Below are 24776 nucleotides of genomic sequence, written 5' to 3'. Positions count from 1 at the left end.
AGAGCGGTCGTAGTTTCACGATGTCAGCTCGGTCAGCGCTGTACACAACAAGGTCGTGTCCTCGATCGCGCGGCGGCATGTCGGGTCGTCGAGGGTGAGGCGCTGTCCGACACGGAGGGGTGTGCGTGGGACGCGGGCCAGGTACTTCGCGTCGACCACGCCATCGTTGTGCGTGAAGACGTGACGTGCTGCCCAGGCAGCGAGGAGGCGGTCCCAGGTATCCGATGCGAGCGCGGTCCGCACATCCGGAAAGCCGGCGTCGGTGAAGAGCACGGCCATGTCGTCCAACCGCTGGAAGACGCTGCCTTTCCCGCGGAGCCGGGCATCTGCGTCATGCACGGAAGCCTTGAACAGGGAGGACGCCAAGACTTCGACGACCCCCACCACGTTCTCGATGGTGTCCACCCAGTTGCGTGAGAACACTCCCTGCTCACGAAGGGCAGCCTTGACATCTACGGGAATCGCTTCGAGTGCGTCCAGGCGAGCGGTATCGGCCTGGAGGGCATCGAGCGCGACCGACGCCGCCGGCAATTCGCCGCAGACGGGACAGTAGCGGTGCTCGCTGAAGACGGCGTACTTGACCCGGCAGCCAGGACAGGTTCGGATCCGTACCAGGCGCTCTTCGTCGATACCCGGAAGAGGGCTGGGGTAGAAGGGCTTCCCGGGCTTGTAGGAGAAGGACACCGGGCTTCTTCGCGAGCTCTTGCGGGCGAGGCCGCCGAAGATGTCCTGAAGTGACCGGTTGATGATCTGGGTGCCCAGATCCTCGGCGACGCGCAGCAGACGTTCCCGCTGCTGCCTGGTCATGAAGTCTGAATGGCCGCTGTGGTGGCCGCAGTAGACGCACCACAGCGTTAGGCCATCTGGAAGTCGTCCGTAGTCGTCTGCGTCGATACGGAAGGTCATCGTGCAGTGTGGGCACTCGCGGCCGAGGAAACCGTCGTCGTCGGTGGGTACGGTGACCTGGATCTCGAAGGAATCGCCTTGGTGCCCGAGTATGTGGGCACCCTCTGCCATACGGAACTCTTCGTTGTTCCACATGGCTGAATTGTGCCACTGGGCGCTGACAGTTGGGGTCTTCGTACGCCTCGTCTATGAAATGGCGGAAGCGCAGTAGGCGTTGCGGATACCAGTCAAGGGCTCGCGGTCGCGGTTGAAACGGAGCTTGTTGGTGAGGAGGACAGCCCATCTGCCCTGCTGCGGGCTGATCCACACGCCGGTCCCCGTGAAGCCGTAGTGGACCCAGATGTCCTGGTTGGGGTCGGTGCCGGGGGCGGGGTGCCAGAAGAGGCCGCGGGCGGGGGTGAGGTCGCCGGTGTGGAGGCGGAGCGAATCCTTGATCCAGGTCGGGCCGAAGGCGGTCTGGGTGGGGGCGAGCATGTGGCGGAGGAAGCGGGCCAGGTCGTCGAGCACCGAGAAGCTGCCAGCGATGCCGCAGACGCCGTCGAGGAGGCGGGCGGAGAAATCGTGGGCGGTGCCCTTGAGGTGGGTGCCGGTGGTCTCGTCGTACTCGGTGGGGGCGCAGCGGGCCGCCTCGGCATCGGGGAGGGGGCCGAAGCGGGTCTGTGTCATGCCCAGGGGGTTCCAGACGCGGTCGGTGGCGAGCTGGTCCAGGGGCTGGCCAGAGAGGTGCTCGGCGAGGTAGCCGAGGACGAGGGCGGCTCGGTCGGTGTACTCGACGGCTTCGCCCGGCGGGCGGTGGAGGGCCTCGTGGAGGACGCCGTCGCGGATGTCCTGGGGGTCGGTGCCGTAGAAGTTCTTCAGGTTGGCGCGCAGCGGCAGGCCCGCGGTGTGCGTGAGCAGGTGGTGGGCCGTGGCCCGGGCTAGGGGGTGGCCTGCGACTTCGTCCCAGAAGGTTCCCAGCGGAGTGTGTAGCTGGAGCTTGCCCTCTTCGACCAGGGTGCCGATCGTCGACCAGACGGCGAGGATCTTGGTGAGGCTGGCCACGTCGAAGACGGTGTCCAGCCGCATGGGCTCGTCCGGGTGGTCGGGGTCGAGAAGGCCGACCGCTCCGCTGGCCTCGATGCCGTCGGTGTTCCCGACCGCCCACACGGCGCCGGGGTAGACCTCGTCGCGTACGCCGGTCTGGAGGAGGTCTTCGATCCGGTCGGTGGTGTGGGTCATGGTCTCCCGATCGTCGTGGGCCGCGGGTGGTCCGCTGGCCAGGCTAGTCACGAGGCTGAGGCGGTGCCGGCTGCGCGCCGATCTGGTGGAGCACGCTCAGCAGGTCACCCATTCGGTCGGGAGCGCGGAAAGGTCCTGTAGTCACAGAGCGTGCCTGGGGTCGCTTCGGGGAGCGCGGCGAGGGCGCGCATCGGACGGACGAGCCGATCGTCCGGTGGTACCGGCTTCTTGCGGCGGCAGGGGCGGGACCGGCTGGTTCACCGGGCGTTTCGGTGGTGGTTGACGCAAGCTGAGGTTGGCAAACGGTTACCCGAGGCGGATGGAGTGTCCACGTCGAGGCCGCTCCAGCGAATCCGTGGTTTGGAGGTCGTCGCCGTGAGTGAACCTGTGATGGCCGCGAAAGGGGCGGCGGCCGACGAAGTGGCGATCCGGCTCTTCACTGAGGAAGACTCCGTGCAGGAGCTGACCTGTCTGCTGCAACGGGCGTACGCCGATCACGCTGCCGCCGGACGGGTGTTTTTCGCCTCGTACCAATCTCCGCAGGACACTGCTCACCGGCTGCGGAGCGGTGAGTGCTGGCTGGCGTTCCAGGGGAAGTCATTGGTGGGCACGGTCACTGTCGCGACTCCGTACGTGGCCCCGGAGGGGTACCCAGCGCCGGCTAGCGCGGGGTCATTCTGGCAGCTGGCGGTGGATCCGTCCCAGCGGGGGACTGGACTAGGGCAGCGGCTTTTGTCGCTTGCTGAAGCGAGGGTTACGGCTCGTGGCGCCGCGCAGGTCGTCATCGACACGTCGTCCCAAGCGACTGACCTCGTCGGTTGGTACCGCCGACGAGGCTACGCACCGGTGGGTACGTGGCGGTGGGATGTGACCAACTACAGCAGCGTGGTTCTCTTGAAGGACCTGCCGCCGCGTTGAACGTGATGGCGGGAGGCACGCTGCTGACGGCGGCCCCGGCTGGGGCTTTCGTTTGCAGCGTGCCTCCCGCGGCTGCGGCGCCTACTGATCGAGGGCGCGGGTCGCCTCCTGGACAGCGATGCTGAGGGCTTCGTCGAGGGCCTCGACGCGGCGACCTCCGGCATTGGCGACGGCGCCGGAGCCGCCTGCTCCGCCGCCTACGATGCGGGCGGCCGAGGCGAGGATGTGGCTGGCCGAGGTTCCTGAGCCGAGGACGCCGGGGGTGATCGCGGCGACGAGCAGGGCCTTGCCGTCGTGTTCGGTGCCGAGGACGACCACCGCGCGGTCGCTGCTGAGGCGGTCGGCGGTGCTGGTGGCGAGGCTGCGCAGGTCGCTCGCGCCGAGTCCTGGAACCCGCTGCGAGACGATGCGCCCCCCGGGCACCTGGCGGGAGGAGGAGGCGAGCTTCTCCGCCTGGCTCCGCAGGTCGGCCTCGCGTCGGCGGGAGAGGTCCTTCTCCGCGGCGGCCAAGGAGCCCAGGCGCTTGTGGAGGGTCTCGGCGGCCTGCTTCGGACGGGTGCCGAGGAGGGAGGAGACCTCTTCGAGGATGCGGCGCTCGACGTCGTGGTGGCGCAGGGCGCCGTGGCCGGTCAGGGCTTCGATGCGGCGGAGGTTGGAGCCGATCGAGCCCTCGCTGAGCAGCCGGAAGGCGCCGACCTGCGAGCCGTGGGCGACATGGGTGCCGCCGCACAGTTCGCGGGAGAAGTCGCCGATGTCGACGATGCGGACGGTGTCGCCGTACTTCTCCCCGAACAGGGCGATGGCGCCGGCGGCCTCGGCCTCGGCCCGGTCGGCGTGCCAGGCACGGACGGCAGGGTCGTCGAGGACGTGGCCGTTGACGGCGGCTTCGATCCGGGCGAGCTGGTCGGGGGTGACGGCGGAGAAGTGGGCGAAGTCGAAGCGCAGGCGGTCGGATTCGACGAGTGAGCCCTGCTGGCGGGCGTGATCCCCGAGCGTGGCACGTACGACGGCGTGCAGGATGTGGGTGGCCGAGTGGGAGCGCATGAGGCCCTTGCGGCGATCGGCGTCGACAGAGGCTTCGCCCCTCTCCCCGGTACGGAGCTCGCCTTCGACGACGCGGGCGCTGTGGACGCGGAAGCCCTCCAGGCCGTACCGGGTGTCCGTGATGCGCAGCAGGGTGCCGTCGTCGGTGCGCAGGGTGCCGGTGTCGCCGATCTGGCCGCCGGCTTCGGCGTAGAACGGCGAGCGGTCGAGGACGAATTCGATGTCGGAGCCCTCGGGGGCGCTGGTGGTGACGGCGCCGCCGGAGATCAGGCCGAGCACGGTGACCTCGGCGGTGAGGTGCTCGTAGCCGAGGAACTCGGTGCGCGGGAGGTGGGCGGACAGCTCCCGGTAGGTGTCCTGACGGCGCAGGGCGTCGGCGGTCTTGGCCTTGCCGCCGGTCTTGGCGCGCTTCTTCTGCTCGTCCAGCAGGGTGGCGAATCGGTCTTCGTCGACGGTCAGGCCGGCGTCGTGGGCGGCCTCGACGGTCAGCTCCAGGGGGAAGCCGAAGGTGTCGGCGAGTTCGAAGGCGGTCTCACCCGGCAGGGAGCCAGAGCGGCTCTCTCGGGTGCGGGTGATCGCGGCATTCAGCAGCCGGGTGCCCTGCGCGAGGGTGCGGGTGAAGGACTCCTCTTCGGCGGTGACGACCTGCTCGATGAGGTTGGCCTGGTCGGTGAGTTCGGGCCAGACGTCGCCGAGGTTGGCGATCACGCTGGCGGTGGTGGGGGTGAGGACGGGCTGGTCGATGCCGAGCAGGCGGGCGTGCCGGACCGCCCGGCGCATGAGGCGGCGCAGGACGTAGCCGCGGCCGTCCTTGGTGGGCAGGACGCCATCGGCGATGAGGTAGGCGATCGAGCGGGCGTGCTCGGTGACGACCTGGAAGGAGACCTTCTCGTCGGCGCTGCCGGGGTAGTCGCGGCCGGCGAGCTCTTGGACGGTGTTCAGGGTGGGCTGGAGCAGGTCGGTGGTGCAGACGTTCTCGACGTCCTGGAGGATCGCGGCAAGGCGGTCGAGGCCGAGACCGGTGTCGATGCTCTGCTGGGCGAGCTCCCCGAGGATCGGGAAGTTGCCCTTCTTGTCGCCCTCGCCGCGCTGGTACTGCATGAAGACGAGGTTCCAGATCTCCACGTACCGCTCGCCGTCGACGGCGGGTCCGCCCTCGCGGCCGAAGGCCGGCCCGCGGTCGTAGTTGACCTCCGAGCAGGGGCCGCAGGGTCCGGGGACGCCCATGGACCAGTAGTTGTCCTCCATGCCGAGGCGCTGGATGCGCTCCGAGGGGACGCCGATCTTGCGCCAGAGCTGTTCGGCCTCGTCGTCGTCCTCGTAGACGGTGATCCAGAGCCGGTCCTTCTCCAAGCCGTAGCCCTCGGTGAGGAGTTCCCAGGCGTAGGCGATGGCGTCGGCCTTGAAGTAGTCGCCGAAGGAGAAGTTGCCCATCATCTCGAAGAACGTGGCGTGCCGGTTGGTGCGGCCGACGTTGTCGATGTCGGAGGTGCGGGCGCACTTCTGGATGGTGGTGGCGCGGCGGTTCTCCGGGGTGACCTCGCCCAGGAAGTAGGGCTTGAACTGGTTCATGCCGGCATTGGCCAGAAGCAGGGTCGGGTCGGAGGGGATGAGCGGGCTGGACGGGACCTGGCGGTGGCCGCGGGAGGTGAAGTAGTCCAGGAAGGTGGAGCGGATCTGCGTCGAACGCATGGGTGTGGCCCTCACGGAAGAGTCGTGGAGAGGTGGGGGGTGATCACACGCCGAGCCGGGCCGAGAACGGGGACTGAGTGGTTCTCAGTTCTCCAGCTCGACGCAGATAGCTCGCGCCCCCACGGTGTAGACCATGACTCCAGATCCGTTGCTCACAGGTGGTGCAGCCCGCACGGACCGACGGTCCTGTGCGTGTTGCACCACCCAGAGTAGCGGGTCCGGCATCAAGATCGCTTGGACTTCTGGTGGGAAGGCTCTGCTCCTGCCAGAAGGAGGAGGAGTACGTCGGCGAGCGCCGCGGCGTGTGGCAGGACGAGATCGGCGCCCGCCCGGGTGAGGACATCGGGGCCGGCGAAGCCCCAGCCGGCGCCGACTGCCCTGATGCCTGCCGCTCGGGCGGCGTGGATGTCGATGTCCGTGTCGCCGACGAACACGGCGTCCTTCGGTACGACGTCGAGCTGTCGCAGGGCGAGCAGCAGCCCGTCGGGTGCGGGCTTGGGAGCCGCGTCCTCGAAGCAGACGATGGTGTCGACCAGGTCGAGGATCTCCGGGGGTAAGAGCCAGCCGACCCGGCGGCGGCTTCGCAGGGTCACGATGGCCGTGGCGACACCGGCGGCCCGAAGGGCCGTGAGGGTCTCGCCGACGAACGGGAAGGCCTCGGTGTGGAGACCGGCCGTTGCGGTGGCCGCGTCCCAGCCGTCCTCGTTGATCACCTCGCTCAGGCCGAGTTCGGCCAGCACCTGCTCGCGTGGCCTCGTCAGGGCTCCCGCGGGGAGGTCGGCGGCGGTGACGCGGCGGTCAAGAGCGGAGGTCGCGAAGCCTGCCAGAGTGGCGAGTTGGGCGCTGCCGCTGTCGAGGAGGACCCCGTCGAGGTCGAAGAGCACGGCCCGCTTCACGCGGCATCACCGCCCTGCGTGGGCGGCAGGTCGGCCTCGGTGAGCAGGGAGCGCAGGGTGACGCGGTGCTCTGCCAAAAGCATGCGGCCTCCGAGCGGGCGCTCCAGTACGCACAACGCGTGGCTGACGGGAGCTCCGGCGATCCGCAAGGTGCGGGCCATCTTCAACAGCTGGCCGCCGGAGCGGACCACGTCGTCGACCAGAACGGTACGGCGGCCGTCGAGTGGGGCGCCCTCGATCTGTCGTTGGGAGCCGTAGCCCTTGGGCCGGCGGCGCAGGAACACGGCGGGCAGGCCGGTGGCAGCGGACAGGGCGACGACGAGGGGGACGCCGCCGAGCTCGATCCCCGCGAGCAGCCGGGCGTCGCCGGGCACGAGGCAGGCCATGGCGGCGGCGGTGTCGTGCAGGAGCGCGGGGTCGGCAGCGAGACGGTACTCGTCGAAGTAGGCGTCCAGCCGGGCACCGTCGGCGAGGCTGAACGGGGCGGTGACGCAGGCGGTTTCGGTGAGCCGGGCAGTGAGGTCGGCCAGCGACGGGCTGGTGGTCATGCTCCTCCGATCGGGGCTGTGTCGAGCGTGGCGAGGCAGGTGTGGAAGGCGTCGGCGGTCTCGACGGCGGTGAGGTAGCCGAGTGGCCGGGTCGGGGTCTCGTACAGCCACTTCTCCTGCCGCAGGAAGGCGAGTAGGCGCAGGGCGGCCGACCCGGTCAGGAAGATCGGTACGGGCCGGATGGTGGTCGCGTAGTACAGGGCGGCGGTCAGTTCGTGCAGGGTGCCGACGCCGCCGCCCATCGCGACGATCAGATCGGCGTGTGCCAGGTAGTGGTTGATCCGTGCGCCGAGGTTGGGAAGGTGGACCGAGCTGGTGGCATGCGGGTTGAACGGTCCCCACTCGTCGTGCTTGTCGATCAGGGTGACCGCCGTGACCATGGCTCCCTCGGAGCTCGCTCCGCGGGCGGCGGCCTCCATCAATCCGTTGTAGCCGCCGTGCAGGAGCGAGTACCCGGCCCGGGCCAGAGACCGGCCGACCTCCTCGGCCAGCTTCTCCTCCTCAGCCGAGACAGGGACGACGCCGCCGAAGAAGACGGCGGTCAGGCCCTCGCGGGCCCAGCGGGTGGCCGGGCCCGCGAGGTGGAGTGCGTTCACACCAGCTCCTGGTAAGTGCGGTAGGCGCTGATGGCGTCGCCCAGGCCGTCGAGGGCCTCGGGGCAGGCCCGCTCTACGAAGGCGAGCATCCGCTCGATGGCCGCGACGACGTCGGGGGCCGTCGGCACGGCGGGTCCGCTGATCGCCGCGTCCAAGTCGCCCAGGCAGGCCCGGCCGATCGGGGTGACGGCGATCTCCTCGCGCAGCTGGTACCAGCCCCAGAACCGGGATGCCGGTGCCAGAGCGGCCTTGATGAGGTCCTTCGTCGCGGTGTGCAGCCGGTGCCACTCCGAGTAGGCGACGAACCGCTGGCCCCGCTTGATGCGCTTGTGTAGCAGTACGGCCAGCACCAGGTGTTCGATCAGCAGCTCGGTGCACGTACGCGGCTGGGCGAGGAACTCTTCGGCAAAACGCCCAGCCACCATGGTCGCCTCAGGTCCGGCGGGTGCCGGCTCGCGGTCGAGGATCGAGGCGGTGGCCACGGTCGCCCGCAGGCGCGGGAGGTGTGTGGCGGGCACGAGGTAGAGGTCGATCTGGTGCAGCCTGCCGCCGTCCGGGACGAGGAAGACCATCCCGACGCCGCCGAGGTCGGCGACGATCGTGTCGCGCCAGCCGGGCAGCAGGGCGCCGGCCTCGATGGACATCAGATCGTCCAGAGCCTTCACGAACGCGGGCAGCTGGGCGTCATGGACTCCGACGACGAAGTCGACGTCCGAGAGGCGGTCGGCGGTGCCGTGGGCCAGCGAGCCCCGGATCATCAGGTGGGTGACGGCCCGCGAGGTCGCCAGGATGTCGGCGAGGCTTGCCAGGAGCGGGAGCTGGGCCGGTCGGTTGGCATGGGTGAGTTCAGCCAGTTGCAGGGTGGGCATGCGCGTCCTCCGTTCGGATTCCGGCGGGGTGGACTTACGTGGCGGACTTACGGGGCGGCCGATCAGGCGGTGAGGGCGAGGAGGCGCTGCTTGGCCGCCGTCCATCGCGTCGCTGCCTCCATGTCGCCGAGCGAGGTGTGCAGCTCGGTGATCAGGTCGTAGGCCGCGCCCTCGGGCAGGGCGTAGGTGTAGAAGAGCCTCAGCAACATCCGCTCGGCGGCTTCCGTGTAGCCGAGCGCGGCCATGTTCCGCGCGGCCTGCAGCCGCTCGGCGAGGACCGCGTGGTCCGCGGAGGGCAGCAGTTCGGCGGCGTGGGGGTGGAGCGAGGGGTGCCGGGCCAGCCGCCGGTAGGTGTCGTCGGCGTACACGTCGGCGATCAGGTGGATGCGGGCCGGGCCGAGGAGGTTGCACACCCCGTGGGCGTACGTCGGCGTCAGCCGCCAGATCCGCCCTCCGGTCATGTGCACCTTGGTGCCGCCGGTGACCAGGAACGCCGACGTGTTCGTGTGCAGCGGGATGTGAAGCCGGTGCCGCTCGACCTGGTCGAGGTCGTCGTAATCACGGTGCTCCCACAGGAACGCGTTGGGCTCCAGCCGCGCGAGCCGCACCCACATGTAGTTCAGGCCCAGTTCGTCCAGGAGCGCGGAGGTGGCCGGCATCTGGGCCAGCAGCCCGGTCGGTTTGGCGGCGCAGTCGCCGATCGTCACGTCGGCGGCATCGCCGGAGGCGTTCATCAGCGAGGTCGTCCACCAGCCGCCCGACTGGTAGGCGCCGTACTCCGCCTTCCAGGGGGCCTGGACGGTCAGGGCCTCGTGGCGCATCCGTTCTAGTTGAGCGAGATCGACGGAGTCCAGCTGGGCGATCTGCCCGGCCAGAGCGGTCACGGTGTTGTCCATCAGTTCCCTCCCGTTGCCGGCCCCGAGTCGTGAGCCGGCGGGCACGTGGTGCTGGATGGGGGGTTGCTCGGGTGGCGCTGTAGCCGCGCTCCCGGTCTCACGCTTCGCGGTCGGCAGTACACGGAAAGCGAAGTGCCGCTCAGCATGGCGACGCGCCGGAACGCATGGATACGACGCCACTGCCGTCGCGAGGCCGTCCTCATCCCCGCCCTGAAGCCCGGTCCACGTCGTGGTGCGTCATCACCACCGTCATGGCTGCCGTCATCTGCTCGGTGAGCCGCCGGAAGGGGTTTCCCGCCGATCGGCCGGGGCTATCGTCAGACCAGACGAACAGGGACCGGAGGGGATCTGCGGTGGCTGAAACTCCCACGCTTTTACGGGTCTTGACGCTGCGGAGGCACTGGCAGGTCTACAAGACCTTTCTGCTCCGGTTCGAGGAAGCGGCCCATCGCTTGGCACTGGACGAGAACGACCCATCGCTTGGTGGTCTGTCCGTGTCCAAGCGGCAGTTCGAGCGCTGGTACGGCGGCGCGGTGAAGACCCGCCCGTACCCGGACCAGTGCCGGGTACTGGAGGCCATGTTCGGCGTCGGCGTCGATCTCCTCCTCGCACCTGCACCCGCGCCCGCCGCCTCACCGACGACCCCGGTCCAGTCCTCACTCGTCATCCCACCGCCGCGGCTGAGCTCTGTCCTCCTCCCGTCCGAGCAGGCACAGGTGCTGCCTGCCGGCGGTCCGTTCAGCAGCGAGACCCGCTTCGAGGCGGGCACCACGGAATTGGAAAGGCAGGTTGCGATGGCGGCTCGTCGCGCTCCGGTTCACCGCGATGGCGGAGGGCAGCAGTGTCGGACCGGAGACCCTGGGCCAGATCCAGGACGAGGTGCGACGGCTGACCGTCGCGTACCCGAAGCTGGCGCTGCCGACCTTGCTCGGTGATCTGGTCGAGGTACAGGACCTCACCTTCCGGCTGCTGGAACACGGCCGGGTCAAGCCACTACAGGCCCGCGAACTCTACCTGCTCGCCGGGATCACCTCGGGCATGCTCGCCAAAGCCAGCCACGACCTGGGCAACCCGAGCGCGGCGATGATGCAGGCCCGCACCGCATTCGTGTGCGCCGACAACGCCGACCACCACGCCATGCGTGCGTGGGTCCGCTCCCTGCAGTCCCTCATCTCCTACTGGGCCGGTCGCCCATCCGAGGCCGCCGACTACGCCACCCTCGGCCAGAGCACCGCCGGGAGCGTCCGCGGTACCACCGGCGTCTGGCTGGCCTGCCTCTCCGCCCGCGCTCACGCGCTCCTCGGCGATGGCGAGGCCACCCGCGCGGCAATTCGGCAGGCCGAGGAGGCCCGCACGATTCTCGAACCCGACGACCTCGATGCCTTCGGCGGCATCATGACCTTCCCGGTGCCCCGCCAGCTGTATTACGTCGCCGAGGCCACCGTGCACCTCGGCGAGGACCCCGCACTCGGCGAGAGCCAATCGGAGGCCGCCGTCGCCGCGTACCGCAGTGCCACGGAGGACGAATGGGCCTTCGGCGACGAGGCCGGCGCGCAGACCGACCTCGCCCTCGCCCGCATCGCCCGAGGAGAAATCGAGGGCGCCGTCGAGGCGGTGCAGCCCGTGCTCGACCTCCCCATCGAGCAGCGGAACTTCGGCATCACCAGCAGCGCCCAGCGGGTCCACACCGCACTGCAGGCCGAGGGCCGGCGAAACCGAGGCGCGGCAGCAAGCCTGCGTGAGGAGATCGAAGCCTTCACGGCCACCCCGACATCGGTCCTCGTCCGATGACCCCGCAGGTAGGCTCCGAAGGCATGACCCCAGTCAACCTAGCCGGCCCCCGCCTGGCGCTGCGCGAAGTCGAACCCGAGGACACCGCTGACCTCCTGGCCATCTACGGAGACCCCGAGGCCACCCGGCACCTCAGCTTCGAGCCCCGCACCCGCGACCAGGCCCAGGGGATCGTCGACCGGTCCATCGCCTCCGCGAAAGACACCCCGCGAACCGAGTACTGCCTCGCCATTACCCCGCTCGGCGAACACCGGCTGATCGGCTACGCGCGCCTGGCGACCGAACCTCAGCAGGCGGCCACCATCGGCTTCGCCTTGAACCCCGCGGAGTGGGGCAAGGGCCTCGGCACGGAGACCGTCCACCTGCTGTGCACGCTCGGCTTCAAGGCCCTGGGCCTGCACCGCATCTGGGCTGCGCGTTCGCCACTCAACGTGGCATCCGCGCGCACCCTCCTACGAGCAGGCATGACCGAGGACGGGCGGATCCGCGATCACGTCTTCGTTCACGGAGCCTGGCGAGACTCGATCACGTACTCGATCCTGGAGCACGAGTGGACACCGATCGACGCCCTGGAGCCGGGCACCGTTGACGGAGCTCCGGAGGGCCTGGCCGCCCCTGACGCTGACAGTGGACAGGGGACGTGAGCTGGTGCTGCCCGGCTTGGGCCTGCCGTGCGAACCGGTGATCCCCGGCATCGCCGAGTTCGCGCGCGGTGGCCTGCCGATCCCGCCGGCCACCGACGACGGCAACCACTGGGTCGACGGCACCTGCTGGCTGTACTACGGACGGCGCCGGATCCGCGTTCTGTGGATCGGTCCGGTCAGCGACGCCGGAGCCCAGGCACCGATGTACGCCTGCGGCCCCTGCATCGAGGAGCTCCAAGAACGAGTCTGGGACTCCTATCAGCTCCGCGACAACCCCGGCCAGCCTGGGCAACGTCCAGAGTGCGGCCGGGATGGCAGGTCGATTGCCGGAGACCGGGGTCGTCACCGACGCAGCCGGGCGTGACCGGGCCCGGCGAGGCACAACGCCTCTGGGGGCCAACGCGTTTCGGTGTTGCCCCCAGAGGGCGCTATGGGGTCAGGCGCGTGGAGCTCACGGGAGATCGCGCTGCTCCCATATGGCTGCCATTTCCGTTAGGGCAGTCATTGCGTGGGCGATGGTTTCGCGGGTGACGGGGCGGCCCGGAGACTGGTACTGGGGGTCGAACCGGGCGAAGGCCCTGGAGCCCCGTGTCTGTGCCAGGGTCGGTACGACGTCGCACAGGAGATTGGTCGCGACCATGCGCTGCCGCTTGTCTTCCTTCACGCGCGCCGCACGCTCTTGCCAGGCCTGGATCGGGCTCAACTCGCCGCTGATGACGCGGTCGGCGAGTTCGGGGTCCTCGATGCGCAGGCGGGTCAGGTGCTCCTTCTCGGCCTGCGCGCGTCCCACGCTGTGGCGTGCGGCCTTGTAGGCATCGTCAAGGCTGACCGCGCGAGTAACAACGGAGTCCACGAGCGCGGGCTCGTGCTGCATGACGTACCGCGCCAGGGCCATCCGGTCGTCGCCGCCGGTCTTTTCGCTGAGGGAACGCGCCGAAGCGTCAGACAACTGAAGTCCACTCGTAGCGGCGTATGCGTGGGCCTCGGCGGCAATCATCGCCGCCTGTCCCGAGGTCAAGTTCCGCTGTCGGATGTTGATCGACAGGACATATGTGCCGGGGGCGTCGCCCTCGTAGGTGGTGAAGCGGGGTTCGACTCCGAGGGCCTTGCAGACGGCGAGGCGGTGGCGGCCGTCGAGGAGCACTCCGTTGGCGTCGAGGACGATCGGGTGTTGCAGGCCGGTGGCCTTGATGGAGTCGGCGAGGTCGCGTAGTTCGGACTCGGTAAGCGGCGGGAACAGTTCGGCGATGGGGTGGACCTTCAGAGGGTGCTCCTTGTCGAGTGGTGTACCGGCGGTACCGCGTGGGCGCCGTTCGGCTTGGTGGGACGGGCTCGGGGCTATGTATCAATGGTCTGGAGAATCCCCGGTTTGGCTGACCGGGGATCGTCGGCTAACTTCAGGCCGCCTTTGCTCAGGTCAACGCCGGCGGACGGTGTCGTTCGCGGCCCTGCTCGGGGGTTGCGCCGGCGTCAGGGACGGCGTGCTGCGCGTGGTTCGGGTGGGGGTGTCCTGGAGGCTGCCCGGATTAGCAGGCAGGTGGGCGAGGCGGCGGAGGCGCCAGACGAGGACGTCGCTGACAGATGTGGTGCTGGCCAGCTCCCGATGCCGCGTGGCTTCTGCGAGGAGGTGGGTTGGGTTGTGGCCTGCGGCCTGGGTGTCGGCGAGTGTGGCCGCCAGGGCGGGCCAGCCCGGCTCGGCCAGAACTTGTTCGGCAATCTCGGGCAGCGCCTGGCGTAGGACGACTGCCTGTCGTCGCTGCAGTGGCAGGGAGCGGCCTCGCTGGTGGAGCACGGACATCGGCTGGGCGGCCGCGATCTCGTAGGCGGCGCGCAGGTGTTCGGCGGCTTGGTGGGCGGCTTCGGCTTGCTGGGCGTGGTGTTTCTTGGCGTGCCACTTCGCCGCCGCGGTGACGAGGAAGAACGCGGTGTCAATGAGCATGGCGGTGGTGGCGCCGTCCTCTCCGCTGCCGAGGGCTGGTCCGCTGTGGGCGAGGTCGTGCGCGGCCTGGCGCAGGGCGTGGTCGTGTCCGCGTACGGCGCGGACGTGGGAGCGGGAGGCCCGCTCGAACGTGAAGGCTGCATCCCGGAGTTCTCGGTGGGTGTGGGCGCTGGAGGTCTTGGCGAGCGCGTCGAGGACCTCGCCGGCTGCGGCGATCTGGGCTGCTGCCGTGCCGTCGTCGCCGTGCTCGATGAGCAGCAGTGCTTGCCAGGTCGCCGTGGTGGCGCGGCGGCGGGCGTACGCCGGGCCGGTCACCGGCGGGAGAACCGGCTGCTCCAGTGAGACGCCCTCGTCCGAGGAGTCTTCTGCCGGCAGGGTCCAGCGTTCGCGGATGCGGGGCAGGGAGAGATCTGGGGCGAGCTTGGAGCCGGAGTAGAAGACGGGCGCGCCGTTCTTGTTGCGGTCGTAGGGCAGGGCCACGGTGTAGCCGAGGAGGTCCCCGGACGGTGCCACGCGCTGCTTTACGAGGACACCGGCATGGGTGAGGCGGCCGAAGAACTCCTCCTCGCTCCGGGCACCGGCCGCCGCGCGTCGGACGCTCTCGCGCAGTTCCTCCCTCGGGGTGCGTTCCCGCTGGTGGCGGTCGGCTTTGTGGCGCTCGGCGCTGGTGGGGCGCTGGGCTGCGGTTCCGTCACCGGTGTTGAGGCGGCGCAGGCCGTAGTCGGCCTCGACGAGACGGGCTTCGGCCTGGGAGCGCTTGGCTTCGTTGTGGCGGCGGGGCCGGCGGCCGTCCTCGCGGACGGTGGTGGCGATGATGTGGATGTGGTCGTTGGCGTGGCGGACGGCTGCCCAGCGACAGGCGGCGGTGTCACCCTCGGGAGCCATGCCGGTGGCGGCAACCATGCGGCGGGCGATGTCGCCCCACTGTTCGTCGGTGAGGATCGGGTCCTCGGGCGCGGCACGTACGGACAGGTGCCACACGTGCTCGGTGGGGCGCCGTGACTTGGGCAGGGCTTCGACGGGCTGGTCGAGGAGCCTTTGCAGGTCCGCGTAAGTGGCTTTCGGGTTGCGCCCGGGGTCGGGTACGAGGCTGTCCCAGGCCGCCACGAGGTGCGGGTCGGTGTGTTCCTCGTGGGTGCCGGGGCCGAAGAGGTAGCGGATCAGGCCGATGGTGCGGGTGCCCATCTTGTGGACGCGGGGGATCATCCGGCGGGAGTCTCCGTCTCTACGTAGCGCTGGGTGAAATCCTCCACGCGCTCGGCGGTCCGTTGGAGGACGTCGAGGACCGCCTTGGCGTGCGGGGCGTCGGCGCCGGAGTTCAGGACGGTGGCGACCTGGTTGAGGTTGTTGCCGATCTGACCGAGGGCCCGGCGCAGCGCGAACAGCTCTCTGACCATCTCCCGGTGGGTGGCGATCTCGGCTTCGGTGTGTTCGAGGTCGCGTGCGGCCTTCAGGGCAGAGTGGGCGAGGAAGCCGGCGATGCTCATGCGGCAGGCAGACGCGGCGTGGGTGAGGAGTTGGAATTCATCGTCGTTCATGCGGCAACTGGGCTGGTGCATGCGCTTCTTCTCGGCGTGCAGACGTTCACGCTGGTGCGCGTGCAATGTCGTTGGGGTGGTGTGCGTGCAGCGGCGGGTGTGGCAGGTGTGCTGTCCCTCCGTCTCGTGGTGCGGTCCGGCCTCGGCAGCATCGCGAAGGACCGGCGCCCCCTGGTACCGGTCCGCTCCCGCCACCCCTGGGGCGGGGGAGCCCAGAGCATTGCTCCCGACGGGAGCAATGCTCTGGGTACAACTTGCTCCTCCTGAGGCTGGAAGCGAGGGCATGTGCTCGTCGTGGCTGGGACGGTCGTGCGGTGGGTTGTGCATGGGTGTCCTTGAAGCGGTAGAGGCTGGTCGTGTGAAGGGGCTGTTGGGCGGGGTCGACCGGTTGGGGACCGCTCGCTCGTGACGCGAGACGCTGCCGGTGCTGTCCGGGGACCGGGCGGGGACGGTCCCCGATTCGGCAGGTGCTCGGTCCCCAGTGGCATGGGCGTGGGGACCGGTCCCGTCTCGGTCCCCGTAGTCGTGGGTGGGGACGGTCCCCGACGTGGTGACCTGACGGTCCCCGAACTGTCGCGGGGCGGTCCCGGATGGTGGGGACCGTGGGGACGGTCCCCACTGAGGCGGGGGATGTCAGGGGGGTGACCTGCGGAAACAGCGTTGGGGACCGGCCCCCGTGGTGCCCGACGCGCGCAGCGCAATCAGGGGACGGTCCCCGCTCGACTGCTGTCGGTCCCCTCCTGGGGGAGGCCGCTGTCAGGCGGGACCGGGGCCAGTTTGGGGACCGGGACCGGGTTGGGGACCGTGATGGGGACGGGACCGGGACCGGGGTGGGGACTGTCCCCGAACGGCTTGGGTCAGTGGTTTGGTCCCCACGGTGATGGGGACCGGCCTGGGTGGGGACCGTGGTCGTCAGGAGCCCGACGGCTGGGCGCGTCGGCGGTCCGGGCCGGTGAGGATGACGCGGGTGGTCATCTCTGCCAGGCGGGAGGCGACGCGGTCCCCGACTGCGTTGCGGAGTTCCGCGATCGGCAGGTTGGTGGTGATCAGGGTCGGGAGCATCTCGGTGTAGCGGCGGTTGATCAGCCGGTACGTCAGCTCCTCGGTCCACTCGGACTGCTTGGCCGCGCCGAGGTCGTCCAGGATCAGCAGCGGGCACCGGCCGAGCTCCTGGATCTCCCGCTCAGGGTCGTGGTTGGGCCGGGGTCGGAGCTGGGCGTAGAGGTCGGCGGAGGTGACTGCCTGCCAGCGCAGGCGGACTCCGGCGGCCAGCAGTGAGCGGACGGCTCCGTAGGCCTGATGGGTCTTGCCGATGCCCGTGGGCCCGGCGATCAGCAGCGAGGGGCCGTAGGCGATGCCCCGCGTACCGGCCGGACCGTTCCGCCCGGCGCCGGTCACCGCCTCCACCCAGCCCAGGACTTCGGGTTGGCTGGCGAGTGCCTCGCGGTAGCGGGGCGGGATGCGGCGGTCGGCGAGTTCCAGGGCCGTCACCGGCTCCACCGTGGGCCCGGCGGGTGCGGCGTCGGGGTCGATGCCTTTGGCGGCGAGGATGGCCTGGAGACGGGCTGCCAGGGCGCCAGCCCGCTGGGGTTCGCGGGTCGCGGTGGTCACAGCTGGCCTCCGTAAGCGGCTTCGGCGTCAACGGGGTTGGTGTACGGCTGAGGGGCCCGGCGGGCGCCAGCAGTGGCCTGGGGCGGGTTCATGGCCTCGTTGACCAGGCTGGGCAGCACGCTTGGGTGGAGGCTCTTGACGCGCATGCGCTCGACCCCGGCTCGGACGTGCTCTGGGTCGATGCCTTCGCGCAGCAGCTTGCCGATCTCCCGGCCGACATGACCCAGAACGCTCTCGGGGGGACGCTTCCCGCATGCTGCGGCGTACTCGCCGACCAGCTGCTGGGTCGTGACGGTCTGGGGTGGGGTGGGGGCTCCAGCTCCCCCCAAGGGGGATCCTAGATCCCTGATCCTAGATCCTAGATCCGGACGGTGAGGGCTCGGAGCGGGCTCCCGTACTTCTCCCTGATGCTGCCCGGAGGGCTCATTGAACCCGTCTTGACCTGCGGATACGGGGAGCATCGAAGCGGCATGAGGTGTGGGTGCGAGCTCCGGGACGGGCGCCTGATGGTGCACGGACGCCTCACGGAGCCCTCCCTGCGCCAGCGGTGAAGTCAGGGGTACCCGGCCGCCGTCGTGGTAGGGGCAGTTCGGGTGCCGGACACCGCTGGGGCGGTTGACCTTCTGGTGCTTGGAGAAGGTCACGATGTGCAGGTACCGCTTGCCGTCCTCCTCGCCCTCGTACCGGCAGATGAGTTCGTTGCCGGCAAGCTGGGTGAGGTCGTCCTCGACCTCGATCGGGCCGTGTTCGGGGCGCAGGGACCACAAGAGGCCCGCGATGACGGCGGACTGGTCACGGAACCGGCCGTGGTCGTCGGCCTGGGTGAGCAGGCCGAAGAACGTCCGCTCCGCGGTGATGCTGACGGCGGCCAGCGATTCGGAGCTGAAGGCTTCCGGCTTGATGGTGCGGATGCGTGCCATGCCTATCGCCCCGCCTTCGCCTGCTGCTGGGACGGCGACGCCGGGGTGGGCGCGGGTGTGCGGACGGCTGCTTCGGCCGTACTGTGGGGCATAGACGTTCCTCAGATCCGTTCAGGAGTGGGCGGTTTGGACAAGGGGCTCCCATCGGCTCTCGGCGCTGCAACGCCGGGAGCCGATTCCTTTGTCAGGGGTGCTTAGCCAAGACAGCCACACCCAGCCCGCGCAAGTCCAGCGAATCAGCACTGGAAAAGCGTCAGAGCGCATCGCTGATCGCGAACGTCTTCACAGTAAGGGCGAATCCCCGGTTGACCAAAAAGTCGACGGCGTAGGGAGAGCAGCGAAGATCGCACCCCGAAAGCCATTGACCGGGGTAGGTGAGGCGATCTATGTTTCCGCCGCCGGGAGCCGCTGATGGTGTGCGTACCTCTGTGGTTCGAGATGTGTCGTAGTTCCGCAATGGCTGCCTATGCGGGAATCGCCAGTTCGTTCTCCGCGAAACGGGCCCCAAAGTCCCATGTCTGGGCTTCCGCGATTACGTGAACCCGGGAACCCGAGCTACAACAGACGCATGCCCCGAAGAGCTACGGAAATCGGTCCCGCCGGAGAACGGACCGCCGGTGCCATCGAGCGCCTGCGCACCTCGCGCGGATTCGCCCAGCGAGAGCTCGCTGCCCGTGTCACCGAGCTCGGCCACCCCATGACCAACACCATGCTGTCCCGCATCGAACGCACCCGCCGGCGCTGCGACGTGGATGACCTCGTCGCCATTGCGGCGGCCCTCGGTGTCTCCCCACTCGCCCTGCTCCAGCCCGCGACGTAGGGGTCCGGGGTGGGTGCACGGTGACGCCGCCCCGGCTTATACCCGACGATCCCCGGTCAGCCAAACCGGGGAATCTCCAGACCATCGAAGTAGTCCGCTCCACCTGCTTGACAGCAAACGGGGGGCGGGCTCGTCATGCCCGATGTCCGTCGCCACAGGTTGTCGACGGAAGATCCCGAAGGTTTCGATACGTGCGAAGTGTTGGTTGTGACAGCGAATTGCTGGAGAATGTCCGTTTGTCTCCCCGTGTGTCGCCGCTGGGGAGGGGTTTTCTGAACGTGCGTGAAGCCGCCGAATACCTGGGGCTGTCGCCCGCCACCCTTTACGTGTGGCGGCACCGTCGTCAAGGTCCGCCGAGTTTTCGGATGGGGCGGAGCGGACGCGTGATGTACCGGATCGAAACGCTTGACGAGTGGATCCGGGAACAGGAGCAGGCGGACTCCCGCAGTAACACTTCCCTAAATCCGGTGAATGCCGCCCCGAAGCGCCGCGCCGGGTACGCGGCCACGGCCTGACCGATCTACCCGGCCTTACCACCCGCCCTACGTCCAACCCTTACTCCGAGGAATTCTTTGGCTGGCTATATTGAAGACCGTTGGATCAAAAAGAAGAAGGATCCCGTCACCGGGAAGCGTGAGCGTACGACCCGTTACGGCAAGGGGTCTCGGTATCGTGTCGCTGGAATCCCGGGTGTCCGGGACATGTCGTTCGACGTGCTGGAGGACGCCAAGGGGTGGCTCCGGCGGTCTGGCACCGACAGCGAGCGGGGCGAGTTCGTCGACCCGCGCGACGGCTCCATCACCTTGACGGACTTCGTCACGCGCCACTGGCGCGCCGGCGTTCGCGGCGCGCCCGGCACGGTCAAGCGAGTTGACGAGCGTGTACGACTCCACATCCTTCCGCACCTCGGTGCGGTGGCGCTGCGCGACGTGTCGGCGACCGTCCTGCGCGGCTACATAGCCACGCTCGAAGGCGAGTGCTCTCCGCGGTACGCCCGACAGATCCTCACCTCGCTGTCGAACATCTTCGAGACCGCGATCGACGACAAGCGCCTGGTCCGCAACCCGATGCGGGCCAAGACGGTGCGTTGGCCGAAGGCACCCGACGAGGATCGTGACGCATGGCCGCTGGCAACGGCGCAGAGGGTGCGGGACGAGATCAATCCTCGCTACCGGATCGCGGTCGTCGTCGCGCTGGGGTGTGGGCTGCGCCAGGGCGAGGTGTTCGGGCTGTCGCCGAGGGACATCGACTTCGAACGCGGCGTCATCCGAGTGCGCAGGCAGGTGCAACTCCTCTCAGGGCGCCTCTACTTCGCCCTGCCCAAGGGTGGCAAGACGCGCATCGTCGACATGCCCCGCTCGGTGGCCACGGAACTGGCCGCGTACTTCCTCGACCATCCGGCGGTCGACGTCGAGCTCCCCTGGGGCGGACCGGAGCCCGACCGGGAGAAGCAGAGCTTCCCGCTCGTCCTCACGACGACGTACGGCAACGCCATCCGCGCCAACATCTTCAACGACGAGGCCTGGAAACCGGCCCTCGCCGCGGCCGGAGTCATTCCAGTACGGGAGAAGGGTGCGCGGTGGAAGGCTTCGCGTAAGGACGGCTTCCACGTGCTCCGGCACACTTACGCCTCGGTCCTGCTCGAAGCGGGCGAGTCCATCGTCACGCTCGCGCGGTGGCTCGGTCACTCAAGTCCGACCATCACCCTCGACCACTACGCCCACTTTATGCCGGAGGCCGGCGGCAAGGGCCGCGCGGCCATCGACGCACTACTCGGCACGGTGCCCGAGTACGTACCTGAGGACCTGGTCTCGTCGCACCGGAGCACTACCGGTCTCACCGAAGGGTGACGAACCACCTCGACCCGCCGATGCCCTCAACCGTCGGTCGCAGCGAGGAGACGCGCCGCATGGTCGGGGTCGAGGTCCCATTGCAGGGTGATGGCCGTCATGCCGTCCAGCTGGAGGTAGTCCTCTGTTGGATGCGCGGTCGCCCCTTGGGCGATGGCGCTAGCGAGGTTCGCCACGCCAGAGTCCTGGAAGCCAGGGCCCTCGGCGATCTCTCTCTCCACCCGACGAGCGAGGGTGTCGAGGAAGTCGAGGATCGCAGCGATGACCGGATCCCCCTGGCGTAGTCCACCAACCACGCTGCGTGCCTGTTGGAACTGCGCCACCGCCTCGTCGGCGGTGCTCTGGTGCCTCGCGTCTGTGTCCCTGAGCGTCGCGAGGTGAGCCAGCCCGGAGAGGCATTGGAGGGCCTGGTGGGCGTCGATGGCAGCGTCGGTGAGTGGGGTCGGGTGTCCTTCAGGAAGCTCGGTGCTCCAAGCGTCGAAGAGGCCGGTCCCGGGCCACAGGGTCGTCTGAAGCTGTTGCGCCATGAGTCTGACTGGCTTGCCGTCGACAAAGGGAACGAGCAGGACGGCCCTACGGCTGCCCTGGGAGCCGGGATCGTGCTTCAGCAGCGAGCACAGCTGTTCCACTGCCGTCGGCCACTGAGTGAGTTCGGCGAGCTCCACACCCACCGCAAGTTCCGCGGCAGGCCACTCCGTTGAGTCCGCGTCTGAGACAGGTCTGGTGTACACGCTGATGCGGATCCCTGCTGCCCTGGCGCTGGACTGGAGTTTCAGGGGCAGGGCCTCTGCTCGTGCGCCGGCGGCTCGGCGGGCAAGGTCTGCTGCCCGAGAGAGTGCCTGCGCGGATGGTCCTGATCGCGCCGCGGCCCTGAGCTCCTTGTGTCCGAGGGTGCCCCAGGCGAGTTCGGCCAGAACGGCATGCAGGTCTGCGAGGTTCCCCACGAGGTGATCGAGGACATCCGGAGGGTCCTGGCCGATGAGGTGCCAGCGCTCCTCATCCCGCACCTGCGTGGCGAGGCTTGGCAGGCTGTCGCCGACGTAGCTGGCGAGCGCTGCATACCCGTTGGGGTCGGCGAGCCTTCGCGTGAGGTTCTCGGCGATCCCGTTCACCAGGTGTTGCAGGTGGTCGCTTCCACCTCCTGGAACGTCGTCGCCGACGGGCAGCGTGGACAGGAACGAAGTGTCGACGGGGAGCGTCAGTGACGCGGCCCAGTCCAGTAGCGCTGCCTGCGTCGTGCGTAGGCCTTCGACCTCTTTGGGTCGACCGCGACCGACGCACCAGGCCTGGGTCAGATCCGTCAGGTATTGGTGGAGCACGGGGAGTGAGGAGGCTGCGGTCGCGGCGCGGGTGGTCCAGTCGGTATGGCCAGCCACCGTTGCGCCGATCAGTGTGCGGGTGCGAGTCCACGCCACCGCGGCGGGCGATCTGTCGTATTGCCGCTTCAGAAGGCTGACCCCGCTGGTGAAGTCACCAAAGGTCAGGGGCAGCCCACCGGGTAGCAGATTTTGGATGTCGGCACTCTCGCACTGTGGAAGGCAGCGCAGCAGCATCCGCCCGAGCTCCCTGACTTCCTGTTCGGCGTCCGGTCGTGCCTGGTCCGACACGTGGAGGAGACGGGCGTATGCGACCCGGCTGCCCTCGCGATCGACGACGGACGCCTCAGTGACCCACGGTGAACGGGCCACGACGGTGCCCAGCACACGCTCCTCCCCGCCTGCGAGTTGCAAGAGCTCTTCGGCCAGGGCCACCGATGCGGTCCGGGCTGTGGAGAGGATGTCCCCCAGGAGATCGACCGGTGCGCCGGCGAGTAGCTGGCCGAATGGCGAATCGGCGAGCACCGTCGGCCCACCCGCCAGATCCAGACCAGTTCCGGCAAGGACGGCGAGCAACCGCTGGGATTCGACGGGCTCCCCGCACTGGGACAGGAGGAGGCTGGTCGCTGCTTTGCCGAGCCGTTCCACGAGCGCGTCGCGCAGTGGCGAACCGGAGGTATCCGCCGCTCGGATCTCGGTGATGGCCGCGGCGATCTCGGGTTTGAGCTGCGGCAGCAGGTCCCCGTCCACGAGCGCGAACTGAAGGGTGGTACGGCGCAACGCGGGTGGGATCCGATGTCGGTCGAGGGTCCGGAGCCAGTCGGCCGCAGTGCGGTTGACGTCGACCAGCCGAAGAGCCTGCAGAACGCCGGTGGTCGCCTTCACGGAGGGGCGCTGGCCGAGTTCGACCGCAATCTGGTCCAGTACGACGGGATCCAGCGCGGGGTGTTCGGTGAGGACACCGGCGATGAACGGCTGAAGCTGTGAGTCCGGCAGCATGTGCATCACCGCGAGTACGGTCTCGTCCAAGATCGGCGGCGGAATCGCGTGTACGGCGTCGGCCAGATGCGCCGAGCGCAGTTGGTGTAGCCCGGACAGGAGCCCCTGCCGTTCGTGGACGAGATGCTCATCGGCAAGGCGGGACAACGCCATGCGAAGGTCCGTGTCTCCAAGGCCCAGCTGTTGCTGAAGTGCCCGCACGGGCAGGTCGACGCCCCACTGGTGGGCGATCGAGATCCTGGCCAGGATCTCGATCTCTGTCTGGCGTCCTTCGGCCACGCGCCGCTCGACCTGCTCTGACAGGACATCCGAGAGCCTGCGTCCGCGGGTGAGTAGATGCGTGAATTCCAGGGTCAGGCCGTTTGCCGCGTCGTACGCTTCCCGCCAGTGCGCGGCAGCCGTGGTGCCGGTGACCGACAACCCGGCGTGGATCTGCTCGGCGACCTCCTCATCGAGGGTGACCTCGATCTGGGTACAGTCGACCCGGCTTCGGAGGGGCAGAAGGTCCTCGCTCCGGACCGAGCCGAGGAGCAGGACACCGGGGATCGGGGCGAGCTCGCGGTAGAGGACATCCCATGCCTCGGCCGCTCCGACACCGATGCCGTCCACCACGAATCCGACCGGAGAGCGGGTCGTGGGTTGCAACGCCCTCGCAAGCCTTACGAGCGGGACGGCGTCGTCCGCCTGGAGCCGCCTGATGCGGTACCAGAGCACGTGTCTGGTCACGTAGGCAGCCGTCCACATCACGGCGGACTTGCCGATGCCCGACGGGCCGGTCACGAGGACGCTCTGACCCCGATGGATCGCATCCGCCACCCGCCCGGTCAGGACAGGCCTGGGGGCCGGAAGCCCGGCAGCGATGTGGCCGGGCTGCACGTTGACGCCTTCGTGGAAGCTGGCGGCCTGGAGCGGCCGGTCGAAGTCGACAGGCTCGCAGAGGCCCGTGGCCAGTGCCTCCTCCAGCGATGCACGGTCGATGGATTCCGCGACCTCGGTCGCAATCCCTGCAATGTTCGTTCGACTCAGTCCTGCCGCTCCCGACAGGGTCGTCTCAGCGTTGGCATCGGCCCGTCTTGCGACGGCGCTGCGCAGGGCCAGCACGACTGCCTCTGCAGCTACCGGCAGCAATCCGAGCCGATGGGCTACTGCGGTGCGGGTGTCGTCGGCGGCGGCACGCCATGGCAAGACGTAGAGACTGGCGGCATTGCACCATGCGTCGATTTCATCTTTGGTCAGGCCGGCCTTCGAGGCCTTCGCGTTGAATGCCTGTAGTAACCGGTGGCCTCGCGGCAGGTCACTCAAGGGGTCGCCCCACTGGGTGAACCATTCCCCTTCAACCGGCCGCTCGAGGACAAGAAGGGGCCGACCCTCCAGTCGAGCCTGTACACGCTTCGCGTGCGCCAGGGCCATGGCGACGAGGTGCTCGGCGACCTCGGGTGCGGTGAAGTCGCCGATCCGTTCCTGGCGGGACTTCACCTGGACGTGCCAGGGTGTCGGTCCATCACACGAGAGGTCTTCCAGGCCCTCCGGGACGATGCGATCGGAGTCGAGGGCACCGGACAGAACCCGGCCGCACAGCCACGCCCCCACAGCGTCTTGATAGTGGAACCCACGGCCGGCGCGTGCTCCCGAACGCGTCGACACCCACAAAGCCTCGCCAGGTCCGCTGTTCGGTTCGCTCTGCTGCACGGGCACGGGGGGCTGGACCCGCTTGCTACGCCCCCTGCTCTTGCTGGTCATCCGAGAAGCATTGCAGGCCCGTTGG

21 protein-coding genes are annotated in these 24776 nt (G+C 69.0%); 7 read left to right on the top strand and 14 right to left on the bottom strand.

Annotated elements, in window-relative coordinates; genetic code table 11:
• Positions 1-15 precede the first annotated feature (15 nt).
• Positions 16-1041: a hypothetical protein gene (locus ACFWTC_RS12500; protein WP_384027893.1), complete on the bottom strand. Its 1026-nt coding sequence runs from the start codon at positions 1039-1041 to the stop codon at positions 16-18.
• A 51-nt stretch (positions 1042-1092) separates the two neighbouring features.
• Positions 1093-2124, bottom strand: a complete 1032-nt coding sequence (locus tag ACFWTC_RS12495; protein WP_384027894.1) for a serine hydrolase domain-containing protein — start codon at positions 2122-2124, stop codon at positions 1093-1095.
• 390 nt (positions 2125-2514) lie between these two features.
• On the opposite strand from ACFWTC_RS12495, the gene ACFWTC_RS12490 reads away from it, so the two are divergent.
• The gene (locus ACFWTC_RS12490; protein ID WP_384027951.1) at positions 2515-3042 is read left to right on the top strand and encodes a GNAT family N-acetyltransferase; all 528 of its coding nucleotides are present in this window, start codon (positions 2515-2517) and stop codon (positions 3040-3042) included.
• Between the two features lie 81 nt (positions 3043-3123).
• Here the strand turns inward: ACFWTC_RS12490 and alaS are convergent, their stop codons facing one another.
• The 6 genes from alaS to ACFWTC_RS12460 form a co-directional block, all read right to left on the bottom strand.
• Positions 3124-5778, bottom strand: coding sequence for an alanine--tRNA ligase (gene alaS, locus ACFWTC_RS12485; protein ID WP_384027895.1), 2655 nt, complete (start codon positions 5776-5778; stop codon positions 3124-3126).
• Between the two features lie 224 nt (positions 5779-6002).
• Entirely contained in the window at positions 6003-6674 is a 672-nt protein-coding gene (locus ACFWTC_RS12480) for an HAD family hydrolase (protein ID WP_384027896.1), read from the bottom strand.
• A complete protein-coding gene (locus ACFWTC_RS12475) occupies positions 6671-7222 on the bottom strand; it encodes an orotate phosphoribosyltransferase (protein WP_384027897.1) in 552 nt (183 codons plus the stop codon). The genes ACFWTC_RS12480 and ACFWTC_RS12475 overlap by 4 nt, the downstream gene beginning before the upstream one ends.
• The gene (locus ACFWTC_RS12470; RefSeq protein ID WP_384027898.1) at positions 7219-7818 is read right to left on the bottom strand and encodes an LOG family protein; all 600 of its coding nucleotides are present in this window, start codon (positions 7816-7818) and stop codon (positions 7219-7221) included. Before ACFWTC_RS12470 ends, ACFWTC_RS12475 begins: the two co-directional genes overlap by 4 nt.
• Complete coding sequence (locus ACFWTC_RS12465) at positions 7815-8687, bottom strand: hypothetical protein (protein ID WP_384027899.1); 873 nt, start codon at positions 8685-8687, stop codon at positions 7815-7817. The genes ACFWTC_RS12470 and ACFWTC_RS12465 overlap by 4 nt, the downstream gene beginning before the upstream one ends.
• A gap of 62 nt (positions 8688-8749) precedes the next feature.
• On the bottom strand, positions 8750-9583 hold the full coding sequence (locus ACFWTC_RS12460; RefSeq protein ID WP_384027900.1) for an aspartyl/asparaginyl beta-hydroxylase domain-containing protein: 834 nt from the start codon (positions 9581-9583) through the stop codon (positions 8750-8752).
• A gap of 789 nt (positions 9584-10372) precedes the next feature.
• Here ACFWTC_RS12460 and ACFWTC_RS12455 point away from each other — a divergent pair.
• The 3 genes from ACFWTC_RS12455 to ACFWTC_RS12445 are packed head-to-tail and all read left to right on the top strand — an operon-like array spanning position 10373 to position 12382.
• Positions 10373-11374, top strand: coding sequence for a hypothetical protein (locus ACFWTC_RS12455; protein ID WP_384027901.1), 1002 nt, complete (start codon positions 10373-10375; stop codon positions 11372-11374).
• Positions 11375-11397: 23 nt separating this feature from the next.
• Positions 11398-12018 carry a GNAT family N-acetyltransferase gene (locus ACFWTC_RS12450; RefSeq protein WP_384027902.1) on the top strand — a complete coding sequence of 207 codons (621 nt, stop codon included), beginning with the start codon at positions 11398-11400 and terminating at the stop codon, positions 12016-12018.
• Positions 12002-12382 (top strand): hypothetical protein, encoded by a 381-nt coding sequence (locus ACFWTC_RS12445; RefSeq protein WP_384027903.1) that lies wholly within the window; start codon positions 12002-12004, stop codon positions 12380-12382. The genes ACFWTC_RS12450 and ACFWTC_RS12445 overlap by 17 nt, the downstream gene beginning before the upstream one ends.
• Before the next feature lie 87 nt (positions 12383-12469).
• Here the strand turns inward: ACFWTC_RS12445 and ACFWTC_RS12440 are convergent, their stop codons facing one another.
• The 5 genes from ACFWTC_RS12440 to ACFWTC_RS12420 form a co-directional block, all read right to left on the bottom strand.
• Positions 12470-13258, bottom strand: coding sequence for a ParB N-terminal domain-containing protein (locus tag ACFWTC_RS12440; RefSeq protein WP_384074169.1), 789 nt, complete (start codon positions 13256-13258; stop codon positions 12470-12472).
• A gap of 177 nt (positions 13259-13435) precedes the next feature.
• Entirely contained in the window at positions 13436-15163 is a 1728-nt protein-coding gene (locus ACFWTC_RS12435; RefSeq protein ID WP_384027904.1) for a relaxase/mobilization nuclease domain-containing protein, read from the bottom strand.
• A complete protein-coding gene (locus ACFWTC_RS12430) occupies positions 15160-15516 on the bottom strand; it encodes a plasmid mobilization protein (RefSeq protein ID WP_384027905.1) in 357 nt (118 codons plus the stop codon). The genes ACFWTC_RS12435 and ACFWTC_RS12430 overlap by 4 nt, the downstream gene beginning before the upstream one ends.
• 891 nt (positions 15517-16407) lie before the next feature.
• Complete coding sequence (locus tag ACFWTC_RS12425; RefSeq protein ID WP_384027906.1) at positions 16408-17106, bottom strand: ATP-binding protein; 699 nt, start codon at positions 17104-17106, stop codon at positions 16408-16410.
• The gene (locus tag ACFWTC_RS12420; protein ID WP_384027907.1) at positions 17103-18026 is read right to left on the bottom strand and encodes a hypothetical protein; all 924 of its coding nucleotides are present in this window, start codon (positions 18024-18026) and stop codon (positions 17103-17105) included. The genes ACFWTC_RS12425 and ACFWTC_RS12420 overlap by 4 nt, the downstream gene beginning before the upstream one ends.
• A 568-nt stretch (positions 18027-18594) precedes the next feature.
• On the opposite strand from ACFWTC_RS12420, the gene ACFWTC_RS12415 reads away from it, so the two are divergent.
• The 3 genes from ACFWTC_RS12415 to ACFWTC_RS12405 are packed head-to-tail and all read left to right on the top strand — an operon-like array spanning position 18595 to position 20696.
• Entirely contained in the window at positions 18595-18846 is a 252-nt protein-coding gene (locus ACFWTC_RS12415) for a helix-turn-helix domain-containing protein (RefSeq protein ID WP_267040274.1), read from the top strand.
• Between the two features lie 20 nt (positions 18847-18866).
• Positions 18867-19361: a helix-turn-helix transcriptional regulator gene (locus tag ACFWTC_RS12410; protein ID WP_384074162.1), complete on the top strand. Its 495-nt coding sequence runs from the start codon at positions 18867-18869 to the stop codon at positions 19359-19361.
• Positions 19362-19418: 57 nt separating this feature from the next.
• Positions 19419-20696, top strand: coding sequence for a tyrosine-type recombinase/integrase (locus ACFWTC_RS12405; protein WP_384027909.1), 1278 nt, complete (start codon positions 19419-19421; stop codon positions 20694-20696).
• 26 nt (positions 20697-20722) lie between these two features.
• Here ACFWTC_RS12405 and ACFWTC_RS12400 read toward each other — a convergent pair whose 3' ends face one another.
• Positions 20723-24601, bottom strand: coding sequence for a hypothetical protein (locus ACFWTC_RS12400; protein ID WP_384027910.1), 3879 nt, complete (start codon positions 24599-24601; stop codon positions 20723-20725).
• Positions 24602-24776 lie beyond the last annotated feature (175 nt).

Source organism: Streptomyces sp. NPDC058619, assembly GCF_042717785.1.
GTDB lineage: Bacteria > Actinomycetota > Actinomycetes > Streptomycetales > Streptomycetaceae > Streptomyces.
This window is presented reverse-complemented; position numbering and strand designations above follow the sequence as displayed.